Raw genomic sequence first — 24,086 nt, 5'->3', positions numbered from 1 at the left:
TGCTTTACAAATATTTATAAATACTAATTATGCGCTCGGCAGCCGACAATACTAATTAGGCGCGCGCCCTTGAACTGCGTCAGATGTCAATTAGACTTAACCCGCAGGTTAAACTAAGAAAATTCATCTAAAATCTATCTTTAGTTCAATGTTTGCGCGCGATCGCTCACCATGGAAAACTCAATTCCCGACAATTTTCGCCCGGCAGCAAGCACCGACAACCTTACATCTGGATTGACAGGTAAAGGCCAGATTAAAATAGCTTTGGCGATCGGCAATTCGCGACTGCACTGGGGATTATTTGCGGGCAAAACCCTGGAAAAAACATGGGATACAGAGCATCTCAAAGCTGATGCTGTTTCTCGGCTCTCCGAGACCGAAAAAGCCGAATATTTGGTGCAAACAGTAATGAGGTCGATCGAGGAAATATCTTCTCAAAATCTCCTTTGTCTTCCTGCTACTCCCGCTTGTTCTAGTCCTCACACACTTTCTTTGGTTCCCCTGCCTCTAGTTTTAGCCTCAGTTGTTCCCCAACAAACAGCAATTTGGCAGAGTTATCCTGATGTCCGAATTATTACTTTAGACCAGTTGCCGATCGGGGGACTCTATCCTACCCTAGGAATTGACAGAGCTTTGGCTGTACTGGGTGCTGGCAACCAATTGGGTTGGCCAGTTTTACTTATAGATGCTGGTACAGCTTTAACATTTACTGGGGCTGATGTCAATAGGTATTTAGTTGGGGGCGCAATCTTACCGGGTTTGGGTTTGCAGTTATCGTCGCTAAGTAAAAAAACCGCTGCATTACCCTTAGTCAGCTTACCAGAAAATCTGCCGCACCGCTGGGCTACAGATACTGCTGGGGCAGTTCAAAGCGGAGTTGTGTATGCGACGGTGGCAGGAGTTAGGGATTTTATTGAAGATTGGCGGTGTTTGTTTCCTAATAGCAAATTTGCACTCGCGGGGGGCGATCGCGCTATGCTTTTAAAATACCTCACCGCAGCTTTTCCCGATACAGCCGCACCCTTAATTGACGCACCAGAGGCTATTTTTTGGGGAATTAGCCTGTTAACTGTTGACTGTTGACTGTTGACTGTTGACTGTTGTCATTTTATCAATGACCAATGACCAATGACCAATGACCAATTCCCAATTCCCAATTCCCAATTCACTTAGCAAACTCGCGAATATATTTAGCAACAACATCCGGGACTTCCTGCGGCAAATTGCTTTCCCCCGCACTGACCAATTGCAGTTCGGCATTAGGAGCCAGAGCAGCATAGGATTGACACACAGACGAAGCTGCGGGGGTATCTTCAGAACCGTGCAACAGCAAAACAGGCGCTTTCAGCAAAGGCAAATTCTCATCAACTAACTCCGCTGTAATTTCAGCCCGCCGCCGCCGGAACAGCAACTGCACGGCAACAGGGGACTGCATCAACTGCTGTCTGAAATTTAGCAATCCGTCAATCTTTTTTTTGCTACCCAGCAACTTAGCAATTGGATAGATGGATCGCAGCAACCAGAAAGCGAGCGGAGGTTTGCCGATCAGCCAGCTAGCCGTCTGCCACCGCCCCCGCCGGTTGCCAACCTTGACGCCTTCTGGGGCCAACAACACCAAACCCTGAACTCGATCGGGATATTTGATAGCATAGCTGGTGGCCACCCAGCCGCCCACAGAGTGAGCTATTAAATAAACCTGTCGCAACTTCAAAGTATCGAGGTATTGGGCGAGACATTCTACTTCCAAGTCGATCGAGTAATGAATTTTCGGACGTTCCGAGTCGCCAAACCCCAGCAAATCCGGTGCGAAGCATTGGTAGTAGGGACTCAAATGTTCGATCGTCCTCAGCCACTGACTGCTGTCCTGCCAAGAACCGTGCAAAAATACTAAATTCTGGCCTTGACCGACTTCGTGCCAGAAGATTTGCCCTACAGAGAGTTTTACCCGAGAATTGCGTAGCGGTGAGTACATCCGGTTAAATATTTAGTAATAAAAAGATGATTAATTTAATGTTCAGAGATGGTGAATAAAAGTAGGAAAACAGTGAAAATTAATTTCACAGTCATAACAGAAAACTTTTGACGGCGAGGTAATTTCCGACTTTTCTCAAATTTGGATGCCCCGCCGGTTTACGCCAAAGTTGTCAGGCCTTGAAAATAGTCCTGTAAGTGTTGGTCGTTATCGTGGCTGAGCTGGCCCTCCGGCAGCGATCCGGGCAAAAAAGCCTCAACTTCGCTGACTTCAAGCGTATCCTGAACTTGCATCTTTCCCTCTACCTCTGCTGCCACCACGATACAAATCGAGTGCAGGCGAGGGTCTCGATCGGCAGCCGAATAAACACCCACCAAGCGGCGGATTTTGACTAAATCGAGTCCTGTTTCCTCTGCTAATTCCCGCCGCACAGTTGTCGGAATATCCTCTCCCCAATCCACCATACCTCCCGGCAGTGCCCAGCGACCGTTGTCGCGGCGGCGAATTAACACAATTCGCCCGTCAGGCAATACCGGAATCACCGCAGTACCAGTGACGGGATGTCGAAAAATCAGTCCCAGCACAGTTTGTACAATTTGCCACAATCGACGCATAAACTCAAAAGCTTGTTTAGGGGAAAGTAATTTCAGGTTTCTTAGCTGGCAGCTCAAAAGTCTTAATTTTTAATTTTTCATTCAGGCGAGAGGTCTGGCAAGTCTGCTAATATCTCGGCTGCGTGAAATTCTGGTTTGACTTTCCGATAAACCTTTTCAATCCTACCATCAGGGTCGATCGCGAAGGTCGATCGAGTGATTCCCATAAATTCTTTTCCCATAAACTTTTTGAGTCCGTAACAGCCGTAGGCGGTGGCAACTTCGGCGTTTGAGTCGCACAGCAAGGGAAAAGGCAGTTGATATTTAGCTGCAAACTTGGCGTGGGATCCGGCCCCGTCTGTGCTGACGCCGAGGACTGCAATATTGCGCGACTCGTAGTCTGAGTAAATGTCGCGAAAGCCGCAAGCTTCTTTGGTACAGCCTGGGGTATTGTCCCGAGGGTAAAAGTAAAGTACAACACGCCGCCCTCGAAAATCTGCAAGGCTGACGAAATTGCCTTGCGCGTCGGGCAGGCTGAAGACAGGAGCTACGTCACCGGGATTGATAGTCATTTGTCGTATTTTTGTCAATAGTTTATAGAAATCTTCTGGAAGATCGAAAACATTGCGTCCCATCGGGCCCGGATTCCCAGCGACTTTAATCCCCGTGTTCTTTTTTCTGGGTCTTGTACCGGGTGTGCTATGATCGTCATCGGTCTAAAATTGAGTATAACTAGACAACGTAAAAACTTAACTGGATTAGTTGAGTGCGTAGTCACACCTAACGGTGTTGCGGTTTAGGAAAGCTAAATTTGAACAAAACCTAACTACATAAAGAGAACTGATCGAGTACGGTAGGACATACCGGAATTTACGCTTGGGGAGAAAACACCTCTACTGAGGCTGGAGAAATCCAGTCGCAAGCAAGTGAGTTCGCTGAACCAAGAATCTCAGTCACCAAGAGTGCACAGAGTGTCAACCTTAAGAATCCCTGGGCGTGAAAGCCCGGGGACTGTCAATGTTTATTAGTGAGGTCAGAATGGCTAAGCGCCGCAATCTCAAGAAAGAGAAGGCACAACGAAATCAAGCATACGCTCGCAAGTTTCGCAAGCGGAGAAATCAGGATATGTTCTCCAACAAGAGAAGGCGATTTGACGGCGGCAACGGCGGCGGCATGGGCGCCATGAGCGGTGGCGGCAGAGACAAAGATATGGCTGCTGCTGAAGATTAATTGCTGAGGCTATCTGCCGAACTTAGAACCAGAGTGGAAGACACGATCGTTCTAAGGAGAGATAGCCACCCGGAATTTGTCCAATAATTCAACGATGTTTAGGCGATCCGATCGCGCGCAGCGATAAGTGATTTTCTCACTTGTTCAAACCCGGTACCGCCGTAACTATTGCGAGCCGCCACTACTTGCTGAGGTGCGATCGCGCTGTAAATGTCTGTCTCAAAGGCTGGGTGCAAGTCTTTCCACTCCTCAAGTGTCAAATCTTTGAGGAGTTTGCCCCCCGAAAGGCAAGTTTTGACGACTTTGCCGACAAGGTTGTAAGCTTCGCGGAAGGGAACTCCTTTGGCGGCCAAGTAGTCGGCTACGTCTGTAGCGTTAGAAAAGTCTTCCGTAACAGCAGCAGCGAGACGATCGCCGTTAAACGCGATTCCTTCCCGCAGCAAAATCGTCATTGCTTGCAAGCAACCTTGTACCGTTTTGACGGTATCAAACAAAGCTTCTTTATCTTCTTGCAAATCTTTGTTGTAGGCCAAAGGAAGTCCCTTCACTACTACGAGCAAGGCTTGCAAGTTACCGAACACCCGCCCCGCTTTGCCCCGCACCAACTCCGGCACGTCGGGGTTTTTTTTCTGGGGCATGATGCTAGAACCCGTAGCGCAGCTATCTTTGAGCGTAATAAATCCAAATTCGTGAGAAGACCACAAAATCATTTCTTCTGACAAGCGGCTCAGGTGTACCAGAATCAAGCTGGCGGCAGCGAGAAATTCTATGGCAAAATCTCGATCGCTCACTCCATCTAAGCTATTAGCATAAACATTGTCAAAATGCAATAGTTCTGCCGTATAATGTCGGTCAATTGGGAAAGTCGTCCCCGCCAGCGCGCCACAACCCAAAGGCGAAACATTCACGCGCTTGCAGATATCGCCGAGACGTTCCCAATCGCGATCGGTCATTTCAAAATAAGCTAACAGGTAATGAGCCAAACTGATCGGCTGAGCGCGCTGCAAATGAGTGTAACCGGGAATTAAAGTTTCCACGTTACGATCGGCAATGTCTAGCAAAACCCCTTGAAATTCCCGTAATTGCTCGCGAATTTCTGCGATGCGATCGCGCAAATACAAGCGAGTGTCGGTGCCGGCTTGGTCGTTGCGCGATCGGGCCGTGTGCAACTTTTTCCCCGCATCCCCTACGATATCAGTCAGCCGCTTCTCTACTGCGAAGTGAACGTCTTCTGCATCAACTCCCGGAACAAAAAGTCCTTGGCGGTATTCGCGGCGGATCTGTTCCAAACCATTGACTAACTGTTCCCCTTCTGCTGCGGAAATAATCCCCGTTTTTGCCAGCATTTTAGCGTGAGCGACAGAACCAGTCAAGTCATACTCAATCAATTCAATATCGAAGCCAATACTAGCATTGAATCGGGCGATCGCCGGGTGCAGCGCCGATTCAAATCTTTGACTCCAAGTTTTTTGTTGTGTTGTCATTGCTCAAGCTAAAACTAGATTATATCTCTCTTGCAGAAGTCTATAAAAACCGATTTTTAGCAAAGACTTTAGTCCTTCCTCCGGTTTGTAGTCAGGACTTTAGTCCTCCCTTCCCAATTCGGCCAGACAAAACTCAAGTCCTGACTACAAACTTTTTATACATCTTTTGACCAGAAAAAACTGAAGTCTGGACTACAAAATTGGGAAACTTTTGCTGCATCATAAAGAAGTGAAGTTTTGGCTACAAACTTTTTAAATCTTACATCCCTTCCGATAGCTTCTTCGACAATAACTCTAACGAAAAATCCCTTTAAAGAACCAGCCCACAAAAATACCTATAAAAAAAGCTCCTATTTGACCAGTCGAAACAAAATTTTTCCAAGCTTTCTGGAAATTCGTAAAAATTTCGTAACTTTGAGCCAAAACCACCGTCGAACTCAAATGAGATTTCAAAACTAACACGTGAGCGACATCGTTCCAATTAATCGAACTGGTTAATCCAGCAGTAATTTCCGGGATTAAATTAACTATCATGGTGATTTTCTCCTGCTAAAGCTGTTACCCTAAGTACAACCAGTGTCATGTCATCTTCGTTGCGATTGCCGATGCCGATAAACTGGTGAACCCGATCGAACAAATAATCCAAAATTTCTTCAGACTGCTGATAATTTTGACAGGCCCACTGAAAAGCCGAGGTCAAGTTATCCTCATCAAAGCGATCGCCCCTTTGATTAGCAGCATCGGTAAATCCGTCTGTGTAATAAATAATAGTATCTCCTGGCTGCAATTGCACTTGAGCTTCTTGGTAATGCGAATCAGCATCCAGGCCAATTAACATTCCCTCCAAAGTATCGAGCTGAAGAATCGTATTAGTTGCAGCTTGCCACAGCAAAGGCGGGTGGTGAGCTGCATTGCTGTAAGACAAAACGCGAGTTTTCGGGTCATACTCCGAATAAAACAGAGTCACAAAACGGTGGGAATTTTCCAAATCCGCGTGCATAACCCGGTTTAAATGTTGCAAAATTCTCGACGGCGAGTGGCGGTTCAAAACCTCCGCCCGCAGCATACCCCGTGTCATAGTCATCAACAGGCCAGCAGGTACTCCTTTGCCCATCACGTCGCCGATCACAATGCTCCAGCGGCCTTTGTCGATTTTGGACTTGAGATTTTTAATTAGGGATGGGGGGTTTTCCCCCTCATTCTCCTTGCCGATCGGGTCATAGTCAGCGGGAATAAAATCATAATAATCTCCGCCGACTCTGCTAGCAGTTTGGCAGCGGGCGGCCACGTCAACACCGGGAATTTTCGGACAACTGCGGGGTTGCAGTCGCAATTGAATTTCCGCCCCGATTTCTAACTCTCTGTCTAAGCGTTCTTTTTCAGCCAACTTAACAGTAAGTTCGTCTTTGCATATTGCTACCGCGGTTTGATCCGCCACCAACCGAACTAATTTCTGTCTGCTGGGAGTCCAGAGATATTGCGGATCACTGCTAAAAACATAAAGGCGTCCGCGTTCCAAATTGTTGACTAAAATTGGCGCACCAAACAAATGAACGTCCGGGCCCAAATAACGGCCCACTTGCAAGTCGAGACTAGAGGTTTGCCCAGAGGTTGCAGAAAAAGATTCAGCACCACTACCGTTAGCACCTGCTGTCGCTTGCCTGGTGGCTATTTCCAGCGCTTTTCGCATATCTTGGCACTGTCGTCCTTCGTGACAGTGCAACTGCTGGAATCTGACTTGACCGTTAGGTTTGAACAGTACCAAAGCTCCGCCGTCGGCATCGGTAACGCGAGTCGCCACCAAAGGCACCAACTCCAAAAATTGGTTGAGATTGTTAAAACTGCGCAGGGCAAATCCCAGCGAACCCAACATATCTTGAACGTTGTGCTGGTATCGGTGCAAGCGCGCCACCAGTTCTTTGAGGGCAAATACTGGCGTCGCGTCGGTAGAATTGCGACCCGGAGGGCGGTCAGCAGGTTGAGGTGAAGAGCGAGGCAAAGGCACAGCAGTCATTTTAGATTTGTGATTTTCGATCTTAGAAGGAGGAGGAATGATTGAGGACTTACGCGCCACTTGAACAAAACCCGGTTTTTTTTCGAGCAAGTAGTTTGGGTTGAGCAGGTAGGTTGGGCAGTAGGGGAAGTTTACCCAACAGCATCAATTTTAGATTTGAGATTTTCAATTAAAAAATTGGAGATTTTTGCTAGCATCTCAAATATCAAATCGCCAATTCTTTAATCGGTTGTTCGATGTCGATCGCGCGCTTCGATCCCAACAAAACAATAACAGGGCGAAGGTATTGTTTCTAGATATTTAGTTTTTTACTCGCCACCCGGTGGCGATCGGCGCAAGTCCTGCGATGCTAGTTTCAGGTTAAGGATTTGAGATTTTGAACCTCTGTATCCGCCTCCAAAAATCGGGACGGCTACAGATACCTCATCAATCTAAAATCTAAAATCTAAAATCTAAAATCGAGTAGGGCTTCGACAAATTCGTAACTAGAAAACGGGCGCAAGTCTTCGATGCTTTCCCCGACTCCAATAAAGCGGATTGGCAGACCGAGCTGCTGCACTACTGCTAGGGCAACACCACCTTTAGCAGAACCGTCGAGTTTTGTCAATACTACTCCGCTTAATTTTGCAGATTCTGCGAATACTTCTGCCTGTCGCAAACCATTTTGACCCAGTGTTGCATCCAAGACCAGTAGAGATTCTACGGTAGCGTCTGGGGCTTTTTTATCTACAATGCGACGGATTTTACTTAATTCGTCCATCAGATTTTTTTTGTTTTGCAGGCGGCCTGCGGTGTCTACGATCAGCAGTTCTGTGCCTCGGGCGCTGGCGGCGGCGATCGCATCAAACACGACAGCAGCCGGATCGGTATTTTTCCCTGGGTTGGCAATAATTTCGACCCCGCTGCGGGAACCCCAAACTTTCACTTGTTCGACGGCGGCGGCGCGGAAAGTGTCGGCGGCGGCAATTAGGGTTTTGTAGCCGGATTTTTGGGCAATGTGGGCAAGTTTGCCGATCGTCGTAGTTTTGCCCGCACCGTTGACTCCTACGATCAACCAGATGTTGAAGGTGTCTTTTTCCGGGGCAAATGTCAGGCTGTAGGCGGGATTACCGGCAGCGGTTTCGGCACAGGGAGCGTCCAGAATATCGCGCAGAATCGTTTTCAGGTAGGCTAGAGCCTGTTCTGGCGGCAGCACTTCTTGTTTGAGTCTTTCTTGGAGGCGACTGATAATGATGTCGGTGGCTGCGACTCCGACATCGGCTTGCAGGAGCAAAGTCTCAATTTCGGCTACCGCGTCTTGATTGAGCGGGCCTTGACCGACGATCGCCTTTAGTCGATTAATTAAGCTGCGGCGCGTTCTTTCTAAGCCTTTCCGCAGTTTTTGCAGCCAAGTGATTTCTTCGACGGATACTTGGTCTGGTCGGCGGCCTTGACTTGCTAAGATTTCTGAAGACCACAGGAAGCCTTCGTCAAAGGCAAAACCGGGAATTTCTTCGATAATTGCCGCTCTCTCGGCGGCGGCTGCAATTACGTCGGGTTCTTCAAGGGCGGTTTCTTTGAGGCGTTCGATGCGCTCCATGCGATCGGCCTGAGCTCTGGCCCAAAACGGCAGGGCTTCGGCTGCTTCGCCGTCGGATGCGAGTGATTCGGTTTCTACAACCTCTGTTGCAGGTTCGGCAATTTCTATATTTTCTGCTGTAACTTCTAATTGTTGAGCAATAGGTGCAATGTCGATCGCCCCGGCTGTGGGTTGCAGAGTTTCTGCAATTTCTGCTGGGTTTGCTGCATCGAGTTCCGAAACCTCGGTTGCTTCAACTGTTGCTGGTGCTGCAACTTCTGGAACTTCTGCAACAGTTGGTGCTGTGGGTGCTGGTTCAAGTTCGATCGGCTCTGTTGCTTCAACAGCCGCCGCTTCTGCAACTTCTGGAACTGTCGCGATTTCTGTTTCGGCTGCTGGAACTTCAGCCGCTGCTGTTTCGGCAACTTCTGTTTCGGGTTTTTGCTGTTTTTGAATATTTTTGTAAGCAGCTTTCGCCCAATTGAGATAATCTTCGGCTACAGCAGGAGAGCCTTGCTCTGTTGCATCTGTTTGAGGCTCAACCGGTGCGGATTTTGCCGACTCATCTTGCGGCTGTTCGGGGGTTGCCTCTGTTTCAGAAGATTTGCTTTCGCTGTACTGGCGACGAAACCAATTAAATACCATAGGAAATTGGGAATATAGTTATTAGTCCTTAGTTTAGAGCGGATTGCCGATTGCCGATTGCCGATTGCTAATGACTCTGGGTAAGGTTCGCGCCCCGGCGTCCACCCTCCGGGTAAGGTATCCACCAAGCATCCGGAGGACTGATGACTAAGGACTAGGGACTAACAACTTCTGCGTTGATTTTATCGACTACTCGGCGGAGAACTCCGTTGATGAAGCGATGTCCTTCGTCGCCGCTGTAGCGTTTTGCGAGTTGGACGGCTTCGTTGACGCTGACTTGTTCGGGTAAGCCCAGATATAGCATTTCGGCGATCGCGATTCTCATGATATCTCGATCGATCCGGGGCAATCGTTCTATTTGCCAGTCTACAAGGGCTTCCGAGAGCAATTCATCAATTTGAACACGGTTGGCGCTGACTTTCGTCAGGATTTGCAAAGCATAGGTGCGGACATCTTGCTGGTTGGCTAGCTGGATCTGTTCTGGAAACTCCATTGCTGAACCGAGACGGTTGATTGCGGTTTGGGTGAGTTCGACTGCTTCCCGCACCATTGTTCTAGCACTTTGTATATCGGCGGCGCGGATTTCGCTCGCCAGCAGTTTGTCGCTACTCCGCTGCACTTCGGATGCTGCTGCTTCTAGGGATTCTTGAACTTCTGCTGTCAGGGTACGGATGGCGGCGAGGAGAACATCTTGCAGTTTCTTGGCTTCTAAGAGTTCTGGATTCGCCGGCAGTTGGCTGATGCCGAGGAGTGCGAGTTCGCGTGCTGTTTCGCGGGCTTTTTTCATAGTTTTTAGATAGGAATTGAGAATTTAGGAAGTTTTTCGATCGCGCGCCGACTTGGACTTTAGCAGAAAACTAGACTAAAAGCGGTACAGTACCAGCCGTCTGACTCCCCAGCGGCCCGTAGTTTACAGAGACTTCGCTGTCAAACCCAAGATTTATCCTCGAAACCTGCTTTCTGAGTGTAGGCTTTCTCGGTTTGGGGTGGTTTTGTCCAAAATACGATCTGCTACGGGGAAATTTTACACGGCATTACGGGCCACTACAGATGTCTTGGTTTAGTCTTCTTCGAGGGGGACAGGCTGGTATCTTGATTCGGATATCAAGGGTTCGAGTGTTTTGCCCGTTGGTTTGTCGCTGATGACTGCAATTGAGTTGTTGGGGTTGACGATGCCGCCAGAGATGATGACTTTAAAGGCATCTTCGATCGACATTGACACATTGACTAAATCTGCCTCCGGGACTATAGCGTACCATCCGGTGGTGGGGTTGGGAGTGGTGGGGATGAAAATGCCGATCGGGGTTTCGCCGGACAAGTGAGGCGGGATATCGTTACTATTGAGCGTACCGGTCACAAATGCTAAAGTCCAGATTCCCCGCCGGGGATATTCCACTAACACCACGCGGCGAAATTTATCATTTGATTTGAGGAGGGTTCCCAGCAGTTGTTTGAGAGTTTTGTAAACCGAACCGGCTAGGGGAATTGCCTGCAACAGCCGTTCGCCAAAGTCTAGCAGCCACTTGCCGAAAATGTTCCGGGCCATTAAACCGATGACTAAAATGCTCAGAAGGGGTACAGCCAGCCCTACTAAGAGATTTAGCAGATTCACCAAAATCGGGTTGAGTCCGTCAAAAGGGTTGATCTGCTTGGGAATTTTGGTGAGAAAATTGATCACCCAACTGGCGACGGTAATTGTCAGCCAGATGGTGGTAGCTAAGGGTATCACTACCAGCAGACCTGCGATCAGGTCGTTTTTTAAGTCTTGTTTGATGCGTTGGAGCACGGCGGGTCAAATCTCCTCGTAACTGGTTGCCAATAACCTGAATAAACCTGAGACTAAAGCAACTGCACGGGCTTTACTGGAAGTCACCATAGACGATCGTCTTCAATGTCTGCTAAACTCTACCCTTTCTGACGGGCAAGAGTTAAGGATCGCCGATGCTGTACCTATATTTTAAAGAATTATTGCAAGTTGGCGCTTGGTTTTAATATATGCGGGCTGTGCAACAGCTCACCCTCTTGTATATTTTAAGACAGTTTGGCTCCAACTCGACACATGAGCCGATCGGTCAGAGGCTGCCTGGGAGTGGAAGTGTAGCCACTCCAGAGTAAATTTTCTGTGATTTGTCTGGGAAATTAATTGGTCGATCGAGCTTTCTCAGATTTTAAGTTGGGTCGCACTTCGTTGAAACTCATATTTTGCACCATTATCAATAACAGGCTTTCCGGTCTGTTCCACAGGAGCTCAATTTTCTTGTCGAACAGGCCGGAAAGATTGTCGATCAAAGGCTTGTTGAGAATGGTGCCCGATCGCAGTTGTCCGGAATTCAGCGGAATCTATGCAGAATCTATGCAGGTTGAGTTCCGTGTCAAGCCAAAAATATATCTTTGGATAGATCCAAAGTAACCGTAATTATTAGTAAATAAAGAGGGATTTTTGAAGAGCGAGGGCGATAAACAAGCCAAATGTTCGCCCGGTTTCAACTGTTGCATGGTAGGCAAATCTGGCAAACAGTAAAACATACAGACCAGCAACTTTGACTTTTTTTGACGCGAGCGATCGAAATGCAGGAAATAAGGGCACAATTCAAGCGAATTTGAGCTTGATAGGAGCGGCAAAGCAATATAAAATTAACTCTAGCATCACTACAAAAAAAATAATCTGCCAAACGAGGTAGCAGTAGTTAGTAGCAAGCGAGATAAATTACTAAATAGCAAGTTGTTTCTAGCAGAAAGTGCTAAACTATTTGTCGGGCAGGGTATAGTTAATCTGCTTCCCACAAGCAAGGCTCCAGCGGTGCTGATTGATTGAAAGCAGGCGAAAGTGAAGGAAAAGCAAAGGCAGTAGGCAATCAAGTCAGACGGGGGATTCATCTCGATACAAGCAGCAAAAGACTTGATTAGAAGTTAGGATTGAGATGTGAATGCTCAACTTATAAAACCAATTGATTTTTACATTTTTTGATTCGATTCAACACGCAAGACTTTTTTTAACCGGACTGAACAAGTCGCGGCCCAAGGATGTTGTGTGTCTGAAAAATAAAATTTAAGTAAAAGGAATTTTTGTGAAAACGCTCAAGATCCTCTTAGTAGAAGACAGTCCCCTAGATGCCGAACTGATTGAGGCCTATCTAAAAGAGGGTGGTCTCGAATTTTCTTTGGTGTGCGTGGAAACTCGGGCAGACTTTACCGCGGCGCTGGAAAAACACAGTTTTGACATTATTTTGGCAGATTATATGCTGCCTTGTTTTAACGGGATAGCGGCGCTGGAAATTGCCCGCGCTACTTGTCCGGGAGTGCCGTTTATTTTTGTGTCGGCTACTTTGGGCGAGGAAGTGGCGATCGAAACTTTGAAAAGCGGCGCTACTGATTATGTTCTCAAACGCGGTTTGATACGCCTGGTGCCCTCGATTCAGCGGGCCCTGCGGGAAGTTCAAGAACGGATAGATCGCAAGCAAGCCGAAGCACAGCAGCAGGAAAGCGAAGCTCGATTTCGGATTATGGCAGATACCGCGCCGGTGATGATTTGGATGTCAGACACTGACCAACTTGGCGATTACTTTAACAAAGTTTGGCTGGAGTTTACCGGTAGAACTTTGGCGCAAGAAATGGGCGCGGGTTGGATGGAAAGCTTGCACCCCGATGACTTGCGAGAATGTCTGGATATTTACCAAAAAGCCTTCGACGATCGCACCGAGTACCGGATCGAATGCCGCCTGAGACGCTATGACGGGGAATACCGCTGGGTTTTGGGTAGGGGCGTACCCCGGTACAGGCCCGATCGCACTTTTGCAGGTTACATCGGTTCTTACATCGATATTAGCGATCGAAAACTGGCAGAACAAGAACGCGCTGCTGCTTTGTCGCGCGAACAAGCAGCGAGGTTGCAAGCAGAAGAAACTGCTAAAGCGCTGCAATCGGCCAACCATCAAATTACTAACATTCTCGAAAGCATTACCGATGCTTTTATTGCGGTAGATTTAAATTGGAAATATACCTATGTCAACCAGAAAGCTATTGAGCTTTTAGGCAGACCCAAAGCCGAACTGATTGGTAAAAAAAATTGGGAGATATTTCCCCGGGCGGTCGATTTACCGTTTTACGAAATGGCTGCCAAAGCATTAGCAGAAAAGCTAACGGTCGAGTATGAAGAATTCGTGCCGTTATGGAATAAGTGGTTGAAGATGCGTTTTTATCCTTCCGATTCTGGTTTGTCGGCTTACATCCAAGACGTTAGCGATCGCAAGCAAGCAGAATCTGCACTCAAAGCTAGCCAAGAAAAGCTGAGAATGTTGGTCGAAGCTAACTTGATGGGGATTATCTTCGGGGATGTTAACGGCAGTATAATGGACGCCAACGATGAATTTTTGCGGATAGTTGGTTACACGCGGGAACAGTTGCAGCGCGGGGAATTAAACTGGATTGACATCACGCCCCCGGAGTACAGGCCTCTCGACAAGAAGGGCATTGCAGAGGCACAAGCAACGGGAGTTTGCACTCCCTACGAAAAGGAATTCTGGAGGAGAGACGGCAGCCGGATTCCGGTGTTAATCGGATATGTTTTGCTGGCCCAAAAGCGGCAAGAATCTGTGGCTTTTATTCTCGATTTGACGGTTGGCAAGCAGTTGGAAAGAGAACTGCACGATCGAGCTCAGGAATTGGCGCGGGCGAACCGGATTAAAGACGAGTTTCTGGGAACTTTGTCTCACGAATTGCGGACGCCGCTGAATGCGATGCTGGGATGGGCGCAACTGCTGCGAAACCGCAAGTTTGACGAAAAAACGACTGTTCGGGCTCTCGAAACGATCGACCGCAATACACGATCCCTGGCAACTGTGATCGAGGATTTGTTGGACGTATCCCAGATTATTACCGGGAAACTGTCGCTGAATTTGCGGTGGGTGGATGTGATTTCGACTGTTGAGGCTGCGATCGATACTCTCGCGCCCGCGATTGCCGCCAAAAATATTGAAATTGTGACGGATTTCGACCCAACTGCGGGGCGGATTTTTGCCGATTCGGGCCGCTTGCAGCAGGTAGCGTGGAATTTGCTGTCGAATGCGATTAAGTTTACTCCCGATTGCGGACAGGTGAGGGTGGCGGTGCGAAAGATGGAGAGGACTTTTGCCGGTGAGGAATCCGCTTGCTGTAAAAATTTGTCGCCCGCTAGTGTGGAAATTGAGGTTAGCGATACGGGACAAGGGATTTCCGAAGAGTTTTTGCCGCACGTTTTCGATCGGTTCAGCCAAGCTGACAGCTCTACAAGGCGATCGTACAACGGATTGGGTTTGGGTTTAGCGCTAGTGCGCCATTTTGTGGAAATGCACGGAGGGACGGTGCAAGCTGCATCGGCCGGGAAGGGAAAAGGATCTAGGTTTTTGGTGAGATTGCCAATTCAACAGCTTCATTGCGACGGCGGATTTTCTGTTGCCGGGCTCGGGGAATTTGCGATTCCTCAAAGCAAGGCGCAAGCCCCTGTAAAGCAGTCTTTTGTCAGCAGCAATCTTTCTGGAGTGCGGGTGTTGGTGGTAGATATCGACGCGGATTCCCTGGATTTTGCCTGTACAGTGCTCGAAGATTGCGGGGCCCAGGTGGAGACCGCTAGGTCTGGATTGGAAGCCCTGGAGGCGATAGAAAGGCTGAATCCGGATGTGTTGGCGATCGATATCGGGATGCAGGCTGCTGATGGAGAGGATATCCTCCGGCAAGTGCGATCGATCGCGGTGAAGAGGGAAATTCCGGCGGTGGCGTTCACGGGTGGCGGCAGGGTAGAGGAACGGGTACGGGCGCTGCGGGAGGGTTTTCAAATTCACGTGTCCAAGCCTCTCGATCCTGCTGAGTTGGTGGCGGTGGTGGGAAGTTTGGCGATGCGATCGAACGATTTTAGATTTTAGATTTTAGATTTTAGATTTAATGCGTTTGCAAACTTTGAGCAGGGAGGTCGTGACTGCAAACCAATTTTCTTGCATTCGAGCGATCGGACAATTCGGCCGAAAAACGTTTTTTTTAGTTAAAATCACAACTATAGCTAACTTGTCAAGCCCCAAAAGTTATAAATTTAATTTTGCTCAAATTTGGTAATTTTTGATACTGATAGCAGTGTCAAACAAGAATGCAACTGCAGGCCCGCGAGGCAAGCCCTGATAATTATCAGTATTGCGAATTCTTCAATTCTTTAATCTAAAATCTAAAATCCTCTCAGATGCAGGGACGATCGTCCTTAACTGTATCTCCTCAAATATCAAGTTCAGCAAATACGTGCTTCTATTAAAAAATTCCGCGTCGGGGCCCATGCTTCTGGCACTCCTCTATTTCCCGCCCTGCAAGGATTTTGTGTCGCTCTTGGATTTTTCTGGGCCGTGGTTTCAACTATCGACTAGATACCAGTTGCACCCGACCGGCATCCATTTCATCCATTAATAACTCTAAAGCCTCATAATCGATATCCGAGATGTAGCCCAAACGGGTGAGCTCGTAGTTGATTTCGTTTTCAATGTCAGGCGTTAACTGCTTAATGTAGAGGGCTTTTTCTACAAGATGACGAATAGCATAGGTTGCTTGCATAGTAGCTCGGAGAACTCCGTACAATTTAATTATTATCTGAACAGTAGATCGCGCGCGTGATCTAAATCAGAACTAACAAGTGATTTCAATTACATTATTCACTTTTATCTAACAGCCAGGGGACAGTCGATCGCAATTTTTAGAATTCTCAAGACTCAACCTGCTGGCATAAATAAAAAATAGTATAGTAGCTTACGTTTCCTCCGCAAATCTTGCGCAAAATTTCATAAAAAAGAGTCAATAAATAAAGATTCAGTAAAACTACTGAAAAAACTGGTCGATTTCCCTCAGAGCAAGTTAGCCTCAGAGTTATCAAGTAGGTTTAGGCTTACACCTGTCCAGCACAGTAGTTGAAAATACGTAGCAACCATAGGTTTGACATATGCAGACACTTCTTGCCCATAAACCAATTACGGTGATTCGACCCCTAGACCACCTGAATGCAGCCACCTGCGGAGAATTCGGACGGCAACTCATGACAGCAATTTCAGCCCCCGGGGTTGTAGCGGTACTCGTAGATTTTGGCGCAGTAACATTTATTGACAGTGCCGGTTTGATGGCATTGGTTTCGGGTCTCAAGCAGGCGAAAAAAATGGGGCGCAGGTTTAGTATTTGCTCGGTATCCCTCGGGATTAGGATGATTCTGGAACTCAGCCAACTCGATCGAGTTTTTGAGATCTTTGAAAATGTCGATAGCTTTGAAGCCGAAAACTCCTGCGCAAACCAGCACTGGTAGAGGTGCCTCCTCGGCGAAAACAAGCAACAAAACCCAGTAAATTTCGTTAAATGCCCGAAAAGACAGACGACTGTCGTTGGCGTGTTGGCAGATTTTAAGGTAGGCTGCTTAAGAGTCGCAAATATTTAGCGAGTCGAGCCGTGGCAGTAAAAGTCGAAGAATTACTTACAGCAGACATTAATCAGCCTGCTCGTTATCTGGGAAACGAATTGGGGGCTACGCACAAGCCTTGGGACGCGGCGTCTGTGCGCTGGGTGCTCACTTACCCAGAAGTGTATGAAGTTGGTGCTTCCAATCTGGGGCACATCATCCTTTACAACATTTTGAACGCAGGGCCAAGGCAGTTGTGCGATCGAGCTTATTTGCCCGCACCAGACTTGGCAGCAAAACTGCGATCGACCAAAACTCCGCTGTTTGCCGTAGAATCGAGGCGATCGCTCACAGAATTTGATATTCTGGGCTTCAGCCTCAGCTACGAACTCGGAGCAACAAACATTCTGGAAATGCTGGATTTAGCCGGCATTCCCCTAACTTGGCAAGAAAGAGCGACAAATGACCAAAACGGTCAAATGCCGCTGATTTTTGCTGGCGGGCAAACGGCAACTTCTAACCCCGAACCCTACGCGGACTTTTTTGACTTCATCGCTTTGGGAGATGGAGAAGAATTGCTGCCAGAAATTGGCTTGATTTTGGGAGAAGGCAAAACAAATAATTTGAGCCGAGAAGCATTGCTGCTGGATTTAGCGCAAATTCCAGGCGTCTACGTCCCGCAATTCTACGATATGGCGGCAGACGGTTCTGTTCATCCCAACCGCCCGCAAGTTCCAGAACGAATTCTGCGCCGCGTCGCGACTCCGATACCAGCTTATTCAATCGGCCTGGTTCCCTACGTTCAGACAGTACACGACAGACTGACAGTAGAAATCCGCCGGGGATGCACTCGCGGCTGTCGCTTCTGTCAGCCGGGAATGCTGACTCGCCCCGCGCGCGATGTCGAACCGCAGCAAGTCGTAGAGGCGATCGAACAGGGGATGCAAGCCACCGGGCACAGCGAGTTTTCCCTGCTTTCCCTCAGTTGTTCCGACTATCTGGCACTCCCAGCAGTTGGGATGGAAATCAAAAATCGCCTGAAAGATAAAAATATTTCTCTGTCTCTACCCAGCCAGCGGGTTGACAGATTTGACGATAATATTGCCGACATTCTCGGCGGTACGCGACAAGGCGGTTTGACTTTTGCGCCGGAAGCTGGTACTCAGCGGATGCGCGACATCGTTAACAAAGGTTTGACCAACGAAGAATTGCTTAGGGGTGTCAAAACTGCGGTCGATCGCGGCTGGGATAAAATCAAGCTGTATTTTATGATCGGTTTGCCCGGAGAAACAGATTTTGATGTTCTGGGCATCGCCGAAACAGTCCGCTGGCTGCACCGGGAATGCAGGATAGATGGCAGGCGGGGACTGAATTTTAACTTGACAATTTCTAATTTTACGCCTAAGCCTCACACTCCTTTTCAGTGGCACTCGGTTTCTACTGCTGAGTTTTCCCGCAAGCAAAAACTCCTGAAGGCAGAATTTCGGGGGATGCGGGGCGTCAAGGTGAATTACACTGATGTGCGGATTTCGGCAATGGAGGATTTTGTCGGACGGGGCGATCGGCGTTTGGCTGCTGTAGTCCGCCGCGCTTGGGAACTTGGCGCGGGTATGGATGCGTGGTGGGAAAGCTTGGATCAGGCTTACAAAGCTTGGACTCAGGCGATCGATGAGTCGGGCCTTACCTGGAAATACCGCCAAGTCGAAAGCGGCGAGTGGAATCTGTTTGAGAAGGAAGAAGGAAGTTCGGCAACGAGCACTGTACAAGATGTAACGGATGTAACGGATGTCAGTCCGATGTCCGTCGGAAGAAGGGAGAAGGAAGATTTTTCCAATTCTCCGGCTCTCCCCCTCCCCCCTTCCCCCACTCTCCCCCTCTCGCCCTCCCCCTCTCTCCCCCTCTCTCTCGATCGGGCCCTGCCTTGGGATCATTTAGATACGGGAATCGACAAAAACTGGCTGAAAATTGACTTGCAAAAGGCTTTAGAAGCAGCGACTGTTCCCGACTGTTCCTTTGAAGGGTGTTCGCGCTGCGGGGTTTGCGGCACCGATTTCGGACACAATGTGGTTGTGGATGCGCTGCCAATTCCTGAGTTTGCTGGGGAGTTTGTCCCGAATACGGAGCGGAAACAGCGTGTGCGGGTTTGGTTCGGGAAGGTGGGCGATATGGCTTTGGTCGGTCATTTGGATTTGATCCGATTGTTCGATCGAGTAGTCCGCAGAGCCGATTTGCCGATTTCGTTTACGGGCGGGTTTCACCCGAACCCTCGGATTTCTCTGGCAAATGCTCTGCCTCTGGGTGTTACCAGCACTGGGGAAATTGCCGACTTTGAGCTCACTGAGTCGATCGATGTTGAGAGTTTTCGGGAAAAGTTGGCCGCTAAGCTGCCGGAAAATATTCCGATTTACAAGGTTGAGTCGATCGATCTCAAGGCTCCTTCTGCTAACCAGTTGTTAGAAGCAGCGGAGTACGTGATTACTGTGGCTGTAGGGGGTTCGCTGACAGAAAATGGCGAATTAGACCGGGAAAATGTTGCTCCTATCTCCGTGGCTCCTGATGCCAATTGGGAAGCTTGGGTCAAGACGATCGTCGAAACCGAAGCTTTTTGGCGGGTGCATACTACTAAGTCGGGAAAGACGCAGGATGTCAATTTGCGCGATCGACTGCACAAACTAGAGCTTGTAGAGCAGAAACCAGAAAGCAGCACCACTGCCTCTGGTGGTACATCCGAAGGTAGAGCCGTCTTGCGCTTTACCGGCAGTTGTCGCAGCGACGGCAACTTGCTAAAGCCAGAACATATTGTTTTCATGCTCGAACAAGTCAGCCAGCAGGAAATTCAGCTTCTACAGGTTGAGCGTAGTCAGCTAATCCTGGGTTATGGTTAAAATAGGGAAGCCGTGGTGGAATATTTCACCTTCGGCTCTCGATCGGGATGTGTCGTTCACGCTATAATTGCTTGTTATGGAAGCCGCTGCGGCTCGAGCGCTTTAGTCGCTCGCCGCTATCGTCAACCAGCAACGCGGGCTGGGTGCAAATTGCTTCTGTTCAAGACTTCAAGCCTTTTTGTTGTACATTCACGGGCTCAATCTAGCGCCAAACCTGCAGGAGCGGGGTCTGAACCAAATTTAGCGATTAATTTCGATCGATCGACTGGTTGTCGGTGGTCGGCTTATTCAAAAATCTCACGGTTCAAACCGCAGAGCGGGTATTCAACAATAGATGTTTTTGACGGGTCAAAAAACGGAGATAAGCCCTCGACTTAAGTCGTGGAGAACCAAAAATTTTAGATTTTAGATTAAAGTTCCAGCTCCCAGATTCATCTGTGGAGTAAATCTAAAATCTAAAATCTAAAATCTAAAATCGACTGACCCGTCAAAAAACGGAGATAAGCCCCCGACTTAATTCGTGGAGAACCAAAATTTTAGATTTTAGACTAAATTTCAATCTCTCAGATTCATCTGTGGAGTAAATCTAAAATCAAAAATCTAAAATCTAAAATCGACTGACGAGGTTTTATGGTTGGCAGGGGCGGAGGTTGCAGTCGAATGCTAAGCTGGGGTATGTTGAGTGCGATCGCACAAGAATTCAACAAAAATCTAGGCGCTTTCACTCCTACCTACTTTCGCTCAAAACCAGCCCTCTACCACCACGCAAGCGGAGTTATCAGTTCGTAGTGTTAAGTTGTGTGTTAAGAAATTGGTACGGTGTCAATGAATTTATTCGCTGAGTTCAAAGGAAGAGTTGTAAGTGTTGAATTTTGAGTATTGATTTCGCAATTCTCAACTCAAATCTCAATAGTGCTAACTCGATAAAAGCCTCCTTATTTCAATCTCTCAGATTTATCTGCTGAGCATAACTCATAACTCTGTAAGGGCGGGTTTAACTACTTTATCTGTAACAGTTAACAGTGAACAGTCAACAGTTAACAGTGAACGGTCAACAGTTAAATTTTCTTCCACCCTGCACCAACTCACAGCTCATAACTCTTCAAGCTACTACTAATTACAGTCAAAGTCAGAAACACTTTTGTGCGTAAGTGTCTCTAACTTGCTGCCAGTTTTTTGAGGAAATTGAATGACCAAGCAGATAGTTATAGCAGAGCAGCATCGTATTGCTGCCGTCTTTTCAGAAGATCAAATCCAAGAACTTGTGGTAGCCACAGGCAGCCACCAAGTCAGCGACATTTACTTGGGAATTGTCGAGAATGTACTGCCTGGGATAGATGCGGCATTCGTCAATATTGGCGACCCAGAACGTAACGGGTTTATGCACGTCACAGACCTCGGCCCGCTGCGCCTTAAACGCTCGGCAGGAGCAATTACAGAACTCCTGACCCCCCAGCAGAAAGTGGTGGTACAGGTAATGAAAGAACCGACGGGCAGCAAAGGCCCCCGGCTGACAGGCAACATTACTCTGCCGGGCCGCTATTTGGTACTGATGCCCTACGGCAGGGGAGTCAATCTCTCGCGCCGGATCAAGTCGGAAGCCGAGCGCAACCGCCTCAGAGCCCTGGCTATTTTGGTGAAACCGGCCGGGATGGGGCTGCTGGTACGCACTGAAGCTGAAGGGATGACCGAAGAAGCGATCATGGAAGATTTGGAAGTCCTCCAAAAACAGTGGGAAGCCGTTCAACTCGAAGGGGGTACCTCGCGGGCACCGGCACTGCTCAACCGGGATGACGATTTTATCCAGCGGGTGCTGCGAGATATGTTCAGCGGTGACGTGAATCGGATTGTGGTGGACTCGCAAAATGGAATTAAGCGGGTGAAGCAGCAGTTGATGAGCTGGAACGGCGGAAAACTTCCTGCGGGAGTTTTGATCGACCACCACCGAGAGCGCGCCTCGATTTTAGAATTTTTCCGCGTTAACGCTGCGATTCGAGAAGCCCTCAGACCGAGGGTTGATTTGCCTTCGGGCGGTTATGTGATTATCGAGCCGACTGAGGCGCTGACGGTGATCGATGTCAACTCTGGCTCGTTTACTCGATCGGCGACGGCTCGGGAAACGGTACTCTGGACAAATTGCGAAGCAGCCACGGAAATTGCTAGACAACTGCGGTTGCGCAATATTGCCGGGGTGATTATTGTTGACTTTATTGACATGGAATCCCGCCGCGATCAGTTGCAGGTGCTGGAACATTTCAATAAAGCTCTCAAAGCTGACAAAGCTCGGCCGCAAATCGCTCAACTGTCGGAATTGGGACTGGTAGAACTGACTCGCAAGCGTCAAGGTCAAAATATTTACGAGTTGTTCGGCCACAGTTGTCCTACTTGCAGCGGGTTGGGTCATCTGGTGCACTTGCCCGGGGAAGAAGACTTCGCCGCAGCGGTGCGGGAACCGGCCGATCGCACTGTTGCTACCTCGAACCGTGTTTTGTTGAATTTGCCCGAAGGATTGGAACGCCGCAGCTTGACGCCTGTGGCGGCTGCAACTCCTGCCCCGGTGCGGGAAGAACGCCCCCCGGAACCTGCTCGGGCTGCTTGGGAACCTCAAAGCGAAAGTTTGGATTTTGAGACTGGCAGCAATGCCTCGCCTTTGGACTTGCTCAACCATCCCAGCTATCAGGATTTGGGGAACGGAACTAGACGCCGCCGCCGCCGCCGGATTGGCGAAGAGCCTTTTGCTCTGCCGGCGGAGGAGGAACCGGTACGCAGCAAGTTGCGGCTGCCGAATACTCCGAGCGCGCCCGTCGCGGATACGCGCTCTGAGTATCTAGCACCCCCCGGCATCCGGGCTGCTTCGGAGGGCTTCGGGCTGGTGAATATGGCGACTGTTGGCAGGCGCGAGGATTTCGATCGCGTGCGGCCGGCTAAGTCTGAGTTGATGAAGCCGATGGTGGAGCCTCCAGAGGTGATTTCGGTGGAAATGACGCCAGAGGAACAGGATGTTTATGCGCTGATGGGGGTTTCTCCTTTGGTGCTTACGGATCGCAGCGTGAAAAATCCTAAGAATGCGATCGTTTCGGTTACTCTCCCAGGAGCGGCCCCGAACAAGCCGCCTTTCGAGCAGCTCGAATTTGAATTTGAAGCGACGACGCCTGCACAGAATGTTGAGGAGCGGGATTATTATCCAGAAAGGTCGGTAGTTGAGCCTGTTTTTTCTGAGGAGGATGATGATGAGGCCCAAATTTATGGCGAGAGTTCGATCGACGAAACTGATGATTTTGAGCGGATGGAGGAACTCAGCGATGTGATGGGCGAATCCTATGAACCGATCGAGTCCCATGAGGCGATCGAATCTCATGAGCCGATCGAATCCCATGAGGCGATCGAATCTCATGAGGCGATCGAATCTTATGAGCCGATCGAATCTCATGAGGCGATCGAATCTCATGAGGCGATCGAATCGAGCGAACCCGAGGAGCCTGCTATCAACCGCCGCCGCCGCCGCCGCTCATCTGCCCTTTTGGATGAATAGTTATGAAGGAAAAGGGAAGAGAGATGAAGGAAGCAAGAAGAAGGAAGAAGGAAGAAGTAGAAATTTTTACTCTCTTCCCATCTTTCCATCTTCCCCTTTCCCCCTCTCTCTCCTCCCCTCTGGTAATTGCGGGTGTGGATGAAGTCGGACGCGGGGCTTTGTTCGGGCCAGTAGTGGCTGCTGCCTGCATTTTGCCCGACGAAGTTCTCGATGAATTAGCAAGTTGCGGGGTGCGCGACAGCAAGCAGTTGAGTGCCGCAGCCCGGAGTCGGTTGGCCGTAAAAATCCGGGCTGTGGCGGTTGACTGTCAAATTGGTGCGGCTTCGGTGCGGGAGATCGATCGCCTCAATATTTTGCAGGCTTCTTTGTTGGCGATGAAGCGGGCGATTTTGAAGTTGAAGGTGACGCCGGATTTGTGTTTGGTTGACGGGAATCAAAGAATCCCCAATTTGGCGATCGGGCAAGAGACGATGATCAAGGGTGATGCGCGATCGATTCAGATTGCTGCTGCTAGTATTGTGGCGAAGGTTTGGCGCGATGAATTAATCCTGCGGATGGCTGTTAAGTATCCTGAATATGACTTGACAAATAACAAAGGATATGGAACAGCAAAACATAAATTGGCTTTGGAACGCTGCGGGCGATCGGCTTTTCACCGAGTGTCATTTAGTCCTTGTCGAAAATAGTTAGTTGTAGGAAAAGTAATAATATTAACAGTCCAGGACGCACGCTTCCCAAAAAAAACTGTCGATCGTTGTTGCGATCGAGCGTATATGACCA

17 protein-coding genes are annotated in these 24,086 nt (G+C 48.8%); 7 read left to right on the top strand and 10 right to left on the bottom strand.

What is annotated here, in order from left to right; all coding sequences use genetic code 11:
- Window positions 1–171: 171 nt before the first annotated feature.
- Window positions 172–1,083 carry a pantothenate kinase gene (locus tag QUB30_RS14230; RefSeq protein WP_333334243.1) on the top strand — a complete coding sequence of 304 codons (912 nt, stop codon included), beginning with the start codon at window positions 172–174 and terminating at the stop codon, window positions 1,081–1,083.
- Between the two features lie 82 nt (window positions 1,084–1,165).
- Here QUB30_RS14230 and QUB30_RS14225 read toward each other — a convergent pair whose 3' ends face one another.
- From QUB30_RS14225 to bcp, 3 genes are all read right to left on the bottom strand, one after another.
- Window positions 1,166–1,972 carry an alpha/beta hydrolase gene (locus QUB30_RS14225; protein WP_333334241.1) on the bottom strand — a complete coding sequence of 269 codons (807 nt, stop codon included), beginning with the start codon at window positions 1,970–1,972 and terminating at the stop codon, window positions 1,166–1,168.
- Between the two features lie 158 nt (window positions 1,973–2,130).
- The gene (locus QUB30_RS14220; protein ID WP_333334239.1) at window positions 2,131–2,586 is read right to left on the bottom strand and encodes an NUDIX hydrolase; all 456 of its coding nucleotides are present in this window, start codon (window positions 2,584–2,586) and stop codon (window positions 2,131–2,133) included.
- Between the two features lie 77 nt (window positions 2,587–2,663).
- The gene (gene bcp / locus QUB30_RS14215; RefSeq protein ID WP_333334236.1) at window positions 2,664–3,137 is read right to left on the bottom strand and encodes a thioredoxin-dependent thiol peroxidase; all 474 of its coding nucleotides are present in this window, start codon (window positions 3,135–3,137) and stop codon (window positions 2,664–2,666) included.
- 466 nt (window positions 3,138–3,603) lie between these two features.
- On the opposite strand from bcp, the gene QUB30_RS14210 reads away from it, so the two are divergent.
- On the top strand, window positions 3,604–3,795 hold the full coding sequence (locus tag QUB30_RS14210) for a hypothetical protein (protein ID WP_190738786.1): 192 nt from the start codon (window positions 3,604–3,606) through the stop codon (window positions 3,793–3,795).
- Window positions 3,796–3,893: 98 nt separating this feature from the next.
- Here the strand turns inward: QUB30_RS14210 and argH are convergent, their stop codons facing one another.
- The 6 genes from argH to QUB30_RS14180 all read right to left on the bottom strand — a co-directional run bounded on the left by argH (window position 3,894) and on the right by QUB30_RS14180 (window position 11,282).
- Window positions 3,894–5,279: an argininosuccinate lyase gene (argH, locus tag QUB30_RS14205; protein WP_333334234.1), complete on the bottom strand. Its 1,386-nt coding sequence runs from the start codon at window positions 5,277–5,279 to the stop codon at window positions 3,894–3,896.
- 294 nt (window positions 5,280–5,573) lie between these two features.
- Window positions 5,574–5,813: a hypothetical protein gene (locus QUB30_RS14200; RefSeq protein ID WP_333334232.1), complete on the bottom strand. Its 240-nt coding sequence runs from the start codon at window positions 5,811–5,813 to the stop codon at window positions 5,574–5,576.
- Window positions 5,803–7,293: a PP2C family protein-serine/threonine phosphatase gene (locus QUB30_RS14195; protein ID WP_333334230.1), complete on the bottom strand. Its 1,491-nt coding sequence runs from the start codon at window positions 7,291–7,293 to the stop codon at window positions 5,803–5,805. Before QUB30_RS14195 ends, QUB30_RS14200 begins: the two co-directional genes overlap by 11 nt.
- 445 nt (window positions 7,294–7,738) lie before the next feature.
- The gene (gene ftsY / locus QUB30_RS14190) at window positions 7,739–9,496 is read right to left on the bottom strand and encodes a signal recognition particle-docking protein FtsY (protein ID WP_333334228.1); all 1,758 of its coding nucleotides are present in this window, start codon (window positions 9,494–9,496) and stop codon (window positions 7,739–7,741) included.
- 154 nt (window positions 9,497–9,650) lie between these two features.
- On the bottom strand, window positions 9,651–10,283 hold the full coding sequence (gene nusB, locus QUB30_RS14185) for a transcription antitermination factor NusB (RefSeq protein WP_333334226.1): 633 nt from the start codon (window positions 10,281–10,283) through the stop codon (window positions 9,651–9,653).
- A 273-nt stretch (window positions 10,284–10,556) separates the two neighbouring features.
- Entirely contained in the window at window positions 10,557–11,282 is a 726-nt protein-coding gene (locus QUB30_RS14180; protein WP_333334224.1) for a DUF502 domain-containing protein, read from the bottom strand.
- A 1,282-nt stretch (window positions 11,283–12,564) separates the two neighbouring features.
- Between QUB30_RS14180 and QUB30_RS14175 the strand changes: the two genes are divergently transcribed.
- On the top strand, window positions 12,565–15,393 hold the full coding sequence (locus QUB30_RS14175) for a PAS domain S-box protein (protein ID WP_333334222.1): 2,829 nt from the start codon (window positions 12,565–12,567) through the stop codon (window positions 15,391–15,393).
- 475 nt (window positions 15,394–15,868) lie between these two features.
- Here QUB30_RS14175 and QUB30_RS14170 read toward each other — a convergent pair whose 3' ends face one another.
- A complete protein-coding gene (locus QUB30_RS14170) occupies window positions 15,869–16,063 on the bottom strand; it encodes a hypothetical protein (protein ID WP_193975465.1) in 195 nt (64 codons plus the stop codon).
- A gap of 382 nt (window positions 16,064–16,445) precedes the next feature.
- On the opposite strand from QUB30_RS14170, the gene QUB30_RS14165 reads away from it, so the two are divergent.
- The 4 genes from QUB30_RS14165 to QUB30_RS14150 all read left to right on the top strand — a co-directional run bounded on the left by QUB30_RS14165 (window position 16,446) and on the right by QUB30_RS14150 (window position 23,992).
- The gene (locus QUB30_RS14165) at window positions 16,446–16,799 is read left to right on the top strand and encodes an STAS domain-containing protein (protein ID WP_333334220.1); all 354 of its coding nucleotides are present in this window, start codon (window positions 16,446–16,448) and stop codon (window positions 16,797–16,799) included.
- A gap of 140 nt (window positions 16,800–16,939) precedes the next feature.
- Window positions 16,940–19,774 (top strand): TIGR03960 family B12-binding radical SAM protein, encoded by a 2,835-nt coding sequence (locus QUB30_RS14160; RefSeq protein WP_333334218.1) that lies wholly within the window; start codon window positions 16,940–16,942, stop codon window positions 19,772–19,774.
- 1,189 nt (window positions 19,775–20,963) lie between these two features.
- Complete coding sequence (locus tag QUB30_RS14155; RefSeq protein ID WP_333334216.1) at window positions 20,964–23,306, top strand: Rne/Rng family ribonuclease; 2,343 nt, start codon at window positions 20,964–20,966, stop codon at window positions 23,304–23,306.
- 2 nt (window positions 23,307–23,308) lie between these two features.
- Entirely contained in the window at window positions 23,309–23,992 is a 684-nt protein-coding gene (locus QUB30_RS14150; protein WP_333334214.1) for a ribonuclease HII, read from the top strand.
- Window positions 23,993–24,086: the final 94 nt, after the last annotated feature.

This window comes from Microcoleus sp. BROC3, from assembly GCF_036702515.1.
In the GTDB taxonomy this organism is placed as follows: domain Bacteria; phylum Cyanobacteriota; class Cyanobacteriia; order Cyanobacteriales; family Microcoleaceae; genus Microcoleus.
This window is presented reverse-complemented; position numbering and strand designations above follow the sequence as displayed.